General features: G+C 41.3%; 12 protein-coding genes. 10 read left to right on the plus strand and 2 right to left on the minus strand.

All coding sequences use genetic code 11. The features are described 5' to 3' along the window. Positions 1 to 31: 31 nt before the first annotated feature. Positions 32 to 1,336, minus strand: a complete 1,305-nt coding sequence (locus tag R2R28_RS25600; RefSeq protein WP_316828498.1) for a DUF3472 domain-containing protein — start codon at positions 1,334 to 1,336, stop codon at positions 32 to 34. 601 nt (positions 1,337 to 1,937) lie between these two features. Here R2R28_RS25600 and R2R28_RS25605 point away from each other — a divergent pair. The 10 genes from R2R28_RS25605 (at position 1,938) to R2R28_RS25650 (ending at position 12,204) form a co-directional block, all read left to right on the plus strand. Then, positions 1,938 to 2,366, plus strand: coding sequence for a lactate dehydrogenase (locus R2R28_RS25605; RefSeq protein WP_316828499.1), 429 nt, complete (start codon positions 1,938 to 1,940; stop codon positions 2,364 to 2,366). Further along, positions 2,366 to 3,712, plus strand: coding sequence for an oxygen-independent coproporphyrinogen III oxidase (gene hemN, locus R2R28_RS25610; protein WP_316828500.1), 1,347 nt, complete (start codon positions 2,366 to 2,368; stop codon positions 3,710 to 3,712). The genes R2R28_RS25605 and hemN overlap by 1 nt, the downstream gene beginning before the upstream one ends. Positions 3,713 to 3,724: 12 nt before the next feature. Then, on the plus strand, positions 3,725 to 6,109 hold the full coding sequence (locus tag R2R28_RS25615) for a heavy metal translocating P-type ATPase (protein WP_316828501.1): 2,385 nt from the start codon (positions 3,725 to 3,727) through the stop codon (positions 6,107 to 6,109). Next, entirely contained in the window at positions 6,106 to 6,285 is a 180-nt protein-coding gene (ccoS, locus tag R2R28_RS25620; protein WP_316828502.1) for a cbb3-type cytochrome oxidase assembly protein CcoS, read from the plus strand. The genes R2R28_RS25615 and ccoS overlap by 4 nt, the downstream gene beginning before the upstream one ends. 72 nt (positions 6,286 to 6,357) lie before the next feature. Further along, positions 6,358 to 8,499: a cytochrome-c oxidase, cbb3-type subunit I gene (gene ccoN, locus R2R28_RS25625; protein WP_316828553.1), complete on the plus strand. Its 2,142-nt coding sequence runs from the start codon at positions 6,358 to 6,360 to the stop codon at positions 8,497 to 8,499. 4 nt (positions 8,500 to 8,503) lie between these two features. Then, on the plus strand, positions 8,504 to 8,686 hold the full coding sequence (locus R2R28_RS25630; protein WP_316828503.1) for a hypothetical protein: 183 nt from the start codon (positions 8,504 to 8,506) through the stop codon (positions 8,684 to 8,686). Then, positions 8,673 to 9,641 carry a cbb3-type cytochrome c oxidase N-terminal domain-containing protein gene (locus tag R2R28_RS25635; protein ID WP_316828504.1) on the plus strand — a complete coding sequence of 323 codons (969 nt, stop codon included), beginning with the start codon at positions 8,673 to 8,675 and terminating at the stop codon, positions 9,639 to 9,641. The genes R2R28_RS25630 and R2R28_RS25635 overlap by 14 nt, the downstream gene beginning before the upstream one ends. Continuing rightward, positions 9,625 to 11,001, plus strand: coding sequence for a cytochrome c oxidase accessory protein CcoG (ccoG, locus tag R2R28_RS25640; RefSeq protein WP_316828505.1), 1,377 nt, complete (start codon positions 9,625 to 9,627; stop codon positions 10,999 to 11,001). The genes R2R28_RS25635 and ccoG overlap by 17 nt, the downstream gene beginning before the upstream one ends. 76 nt (positions 11,002 to 11,077) lie before the next feature. Next, positions 11,078 to 11,506 (plus strand): FixH family protein, encoded by a 429-nt coding sequence (locus R2R28_RS25645; RefSeq protein ID WP_316828506.1) that lies wholly within the window; start codon positions 11,078 to 11,080, stop codon positions 11,504 to 11,506. After that, on the plus strand, positions 11,506 to 12,204 hold the full coding sequence (locus R2R28_RS25650) for a sulfite exporter TauE/SafE family protein (protein WP_316828507.1): 699 nt from the start codon (positions 11,506 to 11,508) through the stop codon (positions 12,202 to 12,204). Before R2R28_RS25645 ends, R2R28_RS25650 begins: the two co-directional genes overlap by 1 nt. Before the next feature lie 30 nt (positions 12,205 to 12,234). Here the strand turns inward: R2R28_RS25650 and R2R28_RS25655 are convergent, their stop codons facing one another. Further along, positions 12,235 to 12,981 carry a LytTR family DNA-binding domain-containing protein gene (locus R2R28_RS25655; RefSeq protein ID WP_316828508.1) on the minus strand — a complete coding sequence of 249 codons (747 nt, stop codon included), beginning with the start codon at positions 12,979 to 12,981 and terminating at the stop codon, positions 12,235 to 12,237.

Consider the following 12,981-nt stretch of genomic DNA (forward strand, 5'->3'; position numbering starts at 1 on the left):
AATGCTTTACACTACCCGGGATAGGTTTTTTTTATGGTAAAGTGGTTAAATTAACGCTTGGCGCTGTGCCGCTGGCGGTTCTGCTTAAAGCGGTTCCATAGGCCGTATAAGTAGCAAAGAAACCTCCATTTTTCAGGTAAAAACTATTGCCGGTAACGCCTCCCTGGTAATCCATACGTTGTTCAGCAGATGCCGTGGCATCGTAGCTAAAACTGGCATTGGTAACCTCTGTCCAACTGCCACTACTGGTTTTGTACCATTGATTACCGTAGTTACAACTTCTTTGCAGATAGCCCTGCTCCGGGTTGAAGTTCTCTATAAACGAATACATTCCAGTTAAATAGGCCGTTGTATTTGGGCGTTTCCATTGAGCTATGATCTTCCATGCGCCATTTTCGGGTGCATAAAACCAGGCTGTATAATCTGATCCGCCCGCACCATCAGGTTTGCCCTGTAATAGGAATTTGTAGGTGGTACCCGCTACCCAGTTAAATAAGAGATAAGATTGTCCGCCAGTACCTTCGCCGCCAAAACCATTAGAGGTGATATCAGTTCCTTTCCTTACCAAAGTTGTACTCCCGGTTGATGGATCCCATACCGAAAATAAAACCCTTCTTTCGGTAGCAGAGTTAACCTGCATGCCAAAGTACCCTCCGCTAAAACCATCGGCCATGAAATAAGAGCCTATTTTATCCTGTCCGCTGGGTACAGTCAGCTCGCTGTAAAACCATTCTGTGCCTGATGGTACCGTATAATTTAAGTGGCACGATGGGCCTCTCCGCGACCAATAGTAATCGGCTACTGTATTGGCATATTGCACATTGGAGGCCACTGCAGGTCCGCTGATGACCAGGTCAGAAATATCGCCAAAGTAACTTCCCGTTTTACTCACACCCTGAATATCTACCCGCACGTATCCTGCTGCTGTGATATTTACCGTACCAATGGTAGTTGTGGTGGCAGTGGTACCGGTAATGGTTTTATTAAATACGGTTCCATTAATGCTTACTTTAATGTTGCTGCTTCCCGAAGGTACGGTGCCTTTTACCGCTACGGTTAAACTGCCGGTAAGTCCTAAACGAAACCATACGCTGGTAATGGTACTGGCTGATGTCCAGTTGTGTAAACCAGTATCATTAATTAAACCGCCGGTACCGGCGGTGTAAGCATTTCCGCCTAAACCAACATTTAAGGAGGTACCACCCAAACTTTCGGTAACTGCGATGGCATTTTTAACTTTTAATGTCTCTGTTTCCTCAAGGGTTTCACTCTTTTTACACGAATACAGGCTTAGCAATAAGAGCAGGCCTGAGGCAAATGAAGCTGTTTTTTTCATTTTTTTGATTTTGGTTAGTATATGGTTGTTAATAATTAAGTTGCATACCATTTTACCGTTTTGTAATTGCGGTTTTGCTTAACCCAGCCTCATTTCTACTACCGGTTTTTAACTGCTATATAGCCACTACCCAATCGATTAGTCCAATAAAAACAACGGATATTTGCCCTAACCAGAACTCAAGTTAACGACTAACAGTTGATAAAAAATTAAGATTTTCAGCGCAAACGTTTGCTTAATATAGATGCATCTGGAAGAAAGAAAGGCGGCTTCTTTTTGCGCAATACAGATTTTGCGAAGCTTGTAGTTTTATGTAGTATTAATCCAGATTAAAACGTTAATTTTTTTAAGTATGGCTTTTAAACTATCTGATTAGTAGTTTGTTGCATGTTGGTTTGCGTGCCTTTTTTGAATAAACGCAAACGTTTGTGTGGAGAATTGTTCATTAGTTCATTAATCATTAGTTCATTGGTAAGTCGACTCGAGACCATGAACTCCCAACCCCAAACTAAAAAATGTAATAAGAATCATTTTTTATTCTAAGCAGGCTCATCTGTTACAGCTGTTCAGCATGATAGTTTTGTATCTATAAATTCCATATATGAAAGCTATAGCTTACAACATTAAACCCGATGAAAAGGAATGGTTGGTACTCGCCAATTATAAAAAACACGATATAACCATAATTGCGAACAGCTTAACGGCAGACACACTTTCATTTGCAACCGGTAAAGAAGCCCTTTTGGTTTTTAATAACGATGAGCTAAGTGGTGCTATGATTTTGGGCTTAAAAGCATTGGGTATCAAGTATATTGCAACCTCATCTTCACAAACAGATCACCTCGACCTTAATGCTGCCGGGCTCGCTGGTATGAAGGTTGCAAATGTTCCTTTGGCTTCTGATCAACCCGATCCAAAAGCAAGAATGGAGCAGGTAATCAAAAACCTCGATCAATGGGCGGCGGGCAAATGTGTAGGTAAAGCCTGTTGTTGTCAGCGTGAATGTAACACCGCAAAAAACCTGAAATAATGGAAAGTGCTGAATTGCTTAAAAAATATAACGTTGCTGCTCCGCGTTACACCAGTTATCCAACGGTTCCTTACTGGGATGTCGAAAATTTCACTACAAATGGCTGGTTGGCCAATGTAGCCAATACCTATGTAAGCCATAAAGACGAGGGCATTAGTTTATACATCCACCTTCCATTTTGCGAAAACCTGTGTACCTATTGTGGTTGTAACACCCGCATCACTAAAAACCACTCGGTAGAAGTGCCCTATATCCTTGCCGTACTTGCCGAATGGAAAATGTATGCAGATGTTTTAAGAGAGAAGCCGAAATTAAAAGAACTGCATCTGGGTGGCGGAACGCCAACTTTTTTTAGCGCAGAAAATCTCGAAATGCTCATTAACGGTATTTTGCAGCATGCAACATTGGCTCCAAATGCCGAACTTTCTTTTGAAGCACACCCTGCCAACACTACCCAGGCGCATTTAACAAGCCTTTATCAACTCGGTTTTAAGCGATTAAGTTTAGGGATACAGGATTTTGATCCCAAAGTACAGTTTTTGATCAACCGCTTTCAAAGCCCGGCACAAGTGGCTGATATTACCACAGCAGCAAGGGGAATCGGTTATACTTCTATCAATTTTGATTTGATATATGGGCTGCCTGGTCAAACCATTTTAGGACTTAAACATACCATAAACGATGTAATTGCCATGCGGCCCGACCGGATTGCCTTTTACAGTTACGCACATGTTCCATGGCTAAAACCCGGACAACGGCATTATACCGAAAAAGATATTCCAGCAGGGGATGAAAAATTTGCCCTTTACCAATTGGGAAGGCAGTTGCTTACCGGAGCCGGTTATGAAGATGTGGGCATGGATCATTTCGCAATGAAAAGCGACCTTTTGTTCCAGTCGATGGCTGCAAATCAGCTCCATCGGAATTTTATGGGTTATACCAGTCAACATACCCATTTACTTATTGGGTTAGGAGTTTCTTCCATCAGTGATAGCTGGACTGCCTTTGCACAGAACCCTAAAACAGTAGAGGCCTATCTGGAAAAGATAGCACAGAAATTATGGCCTGTAGAAAAAGGTCATTTTCTTACCGATGAAGACTTAGACGTGAGAAAGCATATTCTCAATATCATGTGCAAGGCTAATACCACCTACAAAGAAGGGATACCGGATGAGGTATATGGCAGACTGTTGCCATTGTTGCAGGATAAACTCATCTGGGTAAACGAAAAAGAAATCAGGATTACCGCAAAAGGAAAATCATTTCTGAGAAATATTTGCATGGCGCTCGACGAAAAATTATGGCTAAAACAGCCCAAAACCCAATTATTCAGCTCATCAATTTAAGAAAGGATTGCTATGGAAGATCAAAACAAAACCACAACCAAAGCCATTTGCTATCACTGTGGAGAAGATTTGCCCAGGGTAAAATACCAGACAGAAGATAAAGATTTTTGCTGTGCAGGTTGTATGGCTGTTTTCAAAATCCTTTCAGCCAACAACCTCTGCAATTATTATGTGTACAACAATAATCCCGGGCAGCAGTTAAAAAATGAAAGCCGTTTAGAATATCTGGATGATCCGAAAATAATCGATCAGCTGATAGATTATAAACATAATAACGCTAGTATTATCACTTTTTATGTGCCGGCAATTCATTGCAGCTCTTGTATCTGGTTGCTGGAACATCTTTATAAAATCAATCCCGCTATCTTCAGTTCACGCATCGATTTCCTGAAAAAACAGGTCACTATACAGTTCAATCATGAAGAAATTTCGTTAAAACAACTGGTGCAAACCTTAAACCAGATTGGTTACGAACCTTTAATCAGCCTACAGGATGTAGTAAAAGAACATAACCGGTCAGTAGATAAAAACCTGGTGCTAAAAATTGCTGTCGCAGGGTTCTGCATGGGCAACGTAATGTTATTCAGTTTTCCGGAATATTTTGGTTTATCAGGTTTTGAGAAACAGTTTCAGTCGCTCTTTGGCTGGTTAAACCTTGCCTTTTCCATTCCCGCTGCTTTTTATTGCGGTCGCGATTATTTTACCTCCGCCATCACCAGCATTAAACACAAACATATCAATTTAGATACCCCTTTGGCACTGATTATTGCCGTATTGTTTTTACGTACCGCATTTGAGGTGATTTTTGCCGCGGGCCCAGGTTTTGCAGATACGTTAACAGGTCTGGTTTTTTTACTCCTGATGGGTAAATGGCTCAAACAGCGCACTTATCATCATATTTCTTTCGACCGCGATTACCGTTCGTACTTTCCGATTGCAGTAAGCACATTGCAGTATGGTAAAGAAAAACCCATGCCAATAAACGACATCAAAATAGGTGACAGGTTATGGATCAGGAATGGAGAGCTGGTACCTGCAGATGCCATTTTAATGAAAGGAGATGCCTGGGTAGATATGAGTTTTGTAACCGGCGAATCAGATCCTATACATAAAGTGCTGGGCGAAATCATTTACGCGGGAGGGAGGCAAACCACCGAAGCTATAGAACTCGAAGTAATTAAACCGGTTTCGCAGAGCTACCTTACCGGACTATGGAACAATGAACATTATAAAAACAACATCGAAAAACAGAATTTTAATGATTCAGTGGCAAAATATTTCAGTCTCGGCGTTTTTTTGATCGCATTTTCGGCCACCGCTTATTGGTTGTTTCAGCATGATAGCCATAAGGCCTGGTCGGCATTTACCGCGGTAATCATTGTGGCCTGCCCCTGCGTACTGGCTTTAAGTACACCATTTACGCTATCGGCCATCTTATCTGTTTTTGATAAAAAAGGATTTTATGTAAAAAATACCGATGCGGTAGAAGAGCTGGCCAAATGCGATACCCTGATTTTTGATAAAACGGGTACGTTAACCACTAGCGAAAATGCAGAAATCTCCTTTGACGGAACACTGACGAATGAAGAGGAAATTTTAATTGCCTCATTGTTGCGCAACTCCACCCATCCCTTAAGCCGGCAAATTTTAAAGGCTTTAAACGTTGAAAGGTTTTATTCACTTAACGAATATAAAGAATTAGTGGGCAAAGGTTTATCTGCCAAAATAAACGGTTATAATATTTATGCTGGGCATTTATCTATGCTGCCTCTAACCATAAAAACAGCCAGCGAAACTGGGGTGCATATTGTTATCGACCACATTTATAAAGGGAGCTTTGATATCAAACAGCAATGGAGGCCCGGATTGGCGCAGCTGGTTTCGAAACTCTCGAAATTTAACCTGCAGGTATTATCAGGCGATACCGATAAAGACCGGTGCATGTTAACAACCATTTTTCCTGCTAATGCTACCATTAACTTCCGTCAGAAACCCCACCAAAAACTCGGTGCGGTTTTAGCACTTCAGGAAAGTGGAAATAAAGTAATGATGCTGGGAGATGGCTTAAATGATGCCGGGGCTTTGAAACAAAGCAATTTTGGAATAGCACTAACGGATAACATCAATAATTTTACCCCAGGTTGTGATGCCATTTTGCATGGAGGGGCACTAAATTTTCTGCCAAATTTTATCCAGCTCAGCAAAAACGGACTCAAAGTGATTAAAATAAGTTTTGCCATTGCCATCGCCTATAACTGCATTGGTGTTTATTATGCTGTACAGGGCACACTCTACCCTTTGGTGGCCGCAGTGCTGATGCCCATTAGTACCGTTACCATTATTTTATTTACCACGCTGGCTACCCGTTGGTTTGCCCGTAAAAATAAACTGATATGAATATCCTTTACTTTTTGGTTGGCTGCAGCGTTTTAATGGCACTCATTTTTCTGGGTGCTTTCTTTTGGGCCTATAAAACCGGACAAAACGATGATGTGCATACCCCAGGCATCCGTGTATTGTTCGATGATGAGGTGATTAGGGAAAAAAGTGAAGAAGATCACTTTTCCAGCTAACCACCATCATCCTTTATCTCTGGACTGCGGGATACCTTTGGTATACAAAACATACAAAATTCCGCTTCTATGATGCAGCTAGAAAAATTTACTTACGATAACAAAATTGTCAGAAACTTTGGCATTGCCACCCTGGTTTGGGGAATTATAGGGATGACGGTTGGATTGCTGGCCGCCATGCAGCTTTTTAAACCGGCAATGAATATGGGCAGTCAGTACACCACCTTCGGCAGGATCAGGCCCTTACATACCAATGCCGTAATTTTTGCCTTTGTAGGCAATGCGATCTTTATGGGCGTTTATTATTCCCTCCAACGTTTGCTTAAAGCCAGGATGTTTAGCGATATCCTCAGCAAAATCCATTTCTGGGGCTGGCAACTCATTATTTTATCGGCTGTAATTACCCTTCCGCTTGGTTTTACCACCTCACACGAATATGCAGAGCTGGAATGGCCAATTGATATTGCCATTACACTGATATGGGTAGTTTTTGGCGTTAACATGTTCGGTACCATTATTAAAAGGAGAGAGCGTCATCTCTATGTAGCCATCTGGTTTTACATCGCCACTTTCGTAACCATAGCCGTACTGCACATTGTAAACTCTTTCGAGCTACCCATTTCTTTTATGAAAAGTTATTATGTGTATGCAGGGGTGCAGGATGCCCTGGTGCAATGGTGGTATGGGCACAATGCGGTTGCCTTTTTCCTCACCACGCCTTACCTGGGCATGATGTATTATTTCTTGCCTAAAATGGCGGGCCGACCTGTTTATTCTTATAAGCTGAGTATCCTGCACTTTTGGTCGCTCATTTTTATTTATATCTGGGCAGGTCCTCACCATTTATTATATACCTCATTGCCCGGCTGGGCACAATCTTTAGGTGTTGCTTTCTCCATTATGCTGATTGCACCAAGCTGGGGCGGTATGATTAACGGATTGTTAACCCTTCGCGGGGCCTGGGATAAAGTAAGAGAAGATGTTACCCTTAAGTTTATGGTGGTGGCCCTTACCGCCTATGGTATGGCCACTTTCGAGGGTCCTTTATTATCATTAAAACAAATAAACGGCGTGGCGCATTTTACCGATTGGATTGTAGCCCATGTACACGTTGGTGCTTTAGGCTGGAACGGTTTTTTAACCTTCGGTGTATTGTACTGGTTAATCCCACGTATTTATAAAACAGCACTTTACTCTAAAAAACTGGCAGGTTTCCACTTTTGGATCGGTACTTTGGGGATCCTTTTTTATGCCATCCCGATGTATTGGGCAGGTTTTACCCAAGGCTTGATGTGGAAAGAGTTTACACCCGAAGGTTTATTAAAATACCCTAATTTTTTAACTACTACGCTACAGATTATCCCAATGCACGTTTTACGTTCAGTTGGTGGTTCACTCTATTTAACCGGGGTAATTGTAATGACTTATAACCTGGCCAAAACCATGATGGGGGCCAAACTTGTAGCAAATGAGTCTGCTGAGGCAATGCCTTTAACTAAGATTGTGGTAGATAGTAGTCCTGCCGATAAAGCTTGGCACAGGGTATTGGAACGTAAACCTATGAAATTTATGGTGCTGTCGCTCATTATTATCCTCATTGGGGGCATGGTAGAAATGATGCCAACTTTTACCATCCAATCTAACGTGCCTACTATTACAAGCGTAAAACCATACTCCGCGCTCGAGCTGCAGGGCAGGGATTTGTACATCAGAGAAGGTTGTGTAAACTGCCATTCACAAACCGTGCGACCTTTCCGCTCCGAAACAGAACGTTATGGAGAGTACAGCAAGGCTGGGGAATTTGTATACGATCACCCGTTTTTATGGGGTAGCAAACGTACCGGGCCCGATCTTCACCGCGTAGGAGGAAAGTATTCGGACGCCTGGCATTATAATCACCTGGTAGATCCTACTTCCATGTCGCCGGGAAGCATTATGCCACCATATCCATGGCTCATTGAGCAGAAACTGGATATCACCACCACAGCCAGCAAAATCAGGGCCATGCAAACCCTAGGCGTTCCATATCCCGATGGATATGACAAACAAGCCAATGAGGACTTAAAAATACAGGCCGAAAAAATTGCATTAGACCTAAAGCAGAACAACATCAAGGTTAAAAGCGATCGTGAAATTGTGGCCATTATTGCTTACCTGCAACGATTGGGTACTGATATTAAAGCCAATAAAGAAACCATTCCTTCAAATCAATAAAAATATGTTCAATCAGATTAAAGATTTAGCCGGTGGCGAAATATACCTCGTTACTTCTCTGCTTATGTTCATGGTGTTTTTTGTAATTGTTGGGGTTTACCTCTTCAAATTAAGCAAAAGCCATATTAAAACCATGAGCGAAATTCCTTTCCAACAAAATGAAACCCATGCATATGAAGAAGATTAAACTGTTGTTATTGTCGTTGTTTTTATCAGCAACAGCATTTGCTGCGGATATGAAAGCCCCGGAAGTGATTACACCTGCTCAGCCTGGATTAGGACTTAACCAATCAGAAATACTCATTTTACTGCTTTTGCTTTTTGCCCTGGTGCTGCTTTTTGTTTCGGTAACGCTGCTTCATGCATTTAAGGTAATGTATCAGGAACAGTTAAACCCAACTCCATACAGCAAACCGGTAAAAGAGGAAGTGCCTGATTACGACAGCTGGTTAAAACAGAAAACGGTGAAACCTTCTGTCTGGGCGAAATTATTGGGTTTAAAACCCCTCGAAGAAGAAAAAAACCTGGTGATTGATCATGCCTATGATGGCATTAAAGAGCTGAACAACCCGGTGCCGGCCTGGTTTAACTTCCTGTTTTTTGGTACAATGATTTTCGCCGCAGGTTACCTTTTTTATTACCACATAGGTGGTTATGGTGATCTGCAGGATAAAGAATACGAAAATGAAATGGCTAAAGCGCAGGTAGAAAAGGCGGCCTACCTCGAAAAATCGGCCAATACGATTGATGAAAACTCGGTGAAACTGGATAACACGCCAGAGGTACTCGCAGACGGGAAGACCATTTTTAATACCAATTGTGTGGTTTGCCATGGCGATAAAGCCCAGGGGATAATTGGCCCTAACCTAACCGACGATTACTGGCTGCATGGTGGAGGCATTCATAATGTGTTTAAAACCATTAAATATGGCGTTCCTGAAAAAGGGATGATCAGTTGGGAGAAAAACCTGAACCCTAAACAGATCAGTGCGGTTGCTAATTTCATCCTTTCGTTAAAAGGTAGTAATCCTGCCGGAGCTAAAGCACCTCAGGGCGAAAAATATGAGGCGAAAGATGTAAAAAACAACGAAATGAAAGCAGCGAAGGATAGTGTAAACAAAACTGATGTTAGCGAAAAATAAAACGGAAAATAGGGGCAAGGGCAGAAATTTTATCTATCCTAAAAAGCCATCGGGTACTTTGTACACCTACCGGAAATGGGTAAGTTATGCGCTGCTATTGTTTTTGTTTTCCTGTCCGTTTTTAAAACTCAATGGCGAGCAATGGGTACTGTTGAATTTTATTGAAAGAAAATTTGTTTTTTTTGGACTGATTTTTACCCCGCAGGATTTTTATCTTTTCGCATTGGCGATGCTTATTTTTATCATATTCATCGTCTGTTTTACCGTGGTGCTGGGCAGGTTATGGTGTGGATGGGCTTGTCCGCAGACCATTTTTATGGAGATGGTTTTCCGCAGGATAGAGTACTGGATTGAGGGTGATGCCAGTAAACAAAAGAAACTGGATGCCGGGCCCTGGAACACCGAAAAGATATGGAAAAAAGGAAGCAAACATTTCATTTTCCTGGTGATATCTTTTGCCATTGCCAATACCTTTCTGGCTTATATGATCGGTTCGGATGCGTTGCTTAACATCATCACCGAACCTGTTACCAGCCATGTTTCTGGTTTTATATCCATCTGGCTGTTTACCTTCATTTTTTATGGTGTATTTGCCTATGTGCGCGAGGTGGTGTGTACGGTAATTTGTCCTTATGGCCGGCTTCAAGGCGTTTTGCTCGATAACCAGAGCCTTGTTGTTGCTTACGATTTTACCAGAGGCGAACCCAGGGGGCATTTGCAGCGAAATTTAACTAGTCAAAAAACAGGCGATTGTATTGATTGTGCACTATGCGTACAGGTTTGTCCTACAGGGATTGATATTCGTGAAGGAACACAACCCGAATGTGTAAATTGTACGGCCTGCATAGACGTTTGTAACGAAGTGATGCTTAAAACAGGCAAACCTAAAAACCTGATCGGCTTTTTTAACCAGGATTTTATTGCAGCGCGGAAGCCTTACAAAATCGGTTTAAAATCTTACGGTTATGCTGCGGTTTTGTTGCTGGTATTAATGGTTTTCTCTTCGCTTATTTATAAAAGAGAAAACGTACAAACTACTGTTTTGAGGGCCAGTGGTACTTTATATCAAAGCAGGGGAACAGATAAAACCAGTAACCTTTATAATGCAGAATTGGTAAATAAAACCAATAAAACCATCAAATTTACTTTCAGGTCACAGGATGGTAACGATGAAATTGATTTTATCCAAAAAGCTGCAGCTTTGCCCAAAGAAGGTACCGTACACCTCACTTTCTTTCTGATCAGAAAAAATAATGCTATTAAAAAATATAAAACAGAAGCCGTTTTTGAAGTAATAGCTGACGGGCAGGTTTTAAGTACAGCTACTACAAGCTTTTTCGCACAAGCAGAGGGGGATTAATGATTGAATGAGAGAATGAATGATAGAATATGCGATTTGCCCTTAAACAATCACTCCTTCAAAACTAAAAAAAAATATGAACTGGGGAACAAAAATAGTATTGGGAATGCTTGCATTTATGATGTTTATTGTAACAATGGTCATTTACATGTTCTACGTGCACGGTAGGGATGCCCTGATTGAAGAGAATTACTATGAAAAGGGGATTAACTATAATGCAGAATACAATGCCAAACAGAATGTATTAAATGATGATGCAAAGCCTAAAATTACCATTACCAAAACACAGATTGTAATCCAGGTAAAAGACAGTGCAACATACGAACTGGTATTGATGCGGCCTGCCAACAGTGCTGATGATGTAAAACTGAAAGGAAATACAACTGGCAGCAACCACCTTATCCTGGTCGGCAGAACTAAAATGGCCAGGGGAATGTGGTTTTTAAATCTCCAATGGCATTCTTCAGGTAAAGATTATTTGTTTAAAAATAATATTATCCTGTGATGGATTTCTTCCCACTCGCATTTTTAATGGGGCTTTTCGGAAGCCTGCACTGTGCGGTAATGTGCGGACCGATTATGCTTGGAATGCCATTTCGGAAGCAGAATTTTATTCAGGGTGCTTTTCAGCTGTTGCTTTACCAATTGGGCAGAATTTCGGTTTATACTTTTCTAGGTTTGTTAGCCGGCACATTAGGAAACAGCGTACGCATATTCAGCGATCAGAAAACATTAAGTATCATCATTGGTTCGGTATTGATTGTGTTTACGATACTGCAATTTAGTAAAAGATATAAAAGCAGATTATCAATGCTCCAGTTAAAGGCTGTAAATCCATTGAGCAAGTTAATGGGAAAGGTATTTAATTTAAAACTCTGGGGGTTGTTTGCCGGGATGCTCAATGGAATTATCCCCTGTGGTATGGTTTACCTTGCACTTGCCACGGCACTTAATACTGGTAGTGTAAAATCTGGTGCTGCTTTTATGTTTCTTTTCGGACTTGGAACAACGCCCTTAATGCTTATGATTTCGCTGGGCGGCATCTTTCTGAAAAGGTACATCAGTTTTAACACCAGCAAACTCATTCCCTGGATGATGCTTCTGATGGGTACCTTGCTGGTGATGCGGTCGGCAGATCTTGGTATTCCGTTTTTATCACCAAAAAACACGGCAGCCTATGGGCATGCGGCAGATTGCAGGTAAAATATTAATAACCAATAAAAGGCACAGCTGCTAGGCGATATTTTCCAGATACCTCAGCACTTCTTCCTTTTTTCTGCTGGAAACGAGTATGTGCTCCCTGTTTTCCATCTGTAGGTAACCTTCCCTGTAATATTTTTTTACATATTTAAAATTAACCAGGTAGGATTGGTGGCATCTTAAAAAACCAAATGGGGTAAGCAGGCTTTCGTAGTCTTTTAAGCCTTTCGAAACCAGTATTTCGCTCCCGTTATTTAAGTAAAATGTGGTGTAACCTTTATCGCTTTTGCAATACAGGATGTCTTCAATTGATACCACTTCTATATATTCCAGGCTTTTTAATGCAATTCGTTTAGTGGCTGCCATGCCTTGCGCCAGGTAATGTTCTTTGGCAATGGCAAGTTGTTGCTGTCCTAAAATTTCCTGTTCACGATGGTGGTAACATTTGTTTAAATGTGTAGTTAATGATCCTTCATCAATGGGTTTAAGCAGGTAACCAAAAGCACCTAAATTAAGCGCCTGGATAGCATACTGATCGTAAGCCGTTAAAAAAATAACCTGAAAATCGGTAACGCCTATTTCATCAAACAACTGGAAACTATCACCATCTTTTAAGCGGATGTCTGCCAGGATAATATCTGGCTTTAAAACCGGAATTTCTTTCTTAGCGAGAGCAGTTTCTCCTGAAGTACCCACAACCTCCAGATAATCAATATTTTTAACAATTTGTAAAATATGCTGTAAAATCAGGTTTTCGTCTTCTAAAATATAAAGTTTCAT

Source organism: Pedobacter miscanthi (assembly GCF_032678605.1).
GTDB classification, from domain to species: Bacteria; Bacteroidota; Bacteroidia; order Sphingobacteriales; family Sphingobacteriaceae; genus Pedobacter; species Pedobacter miscanthi_A.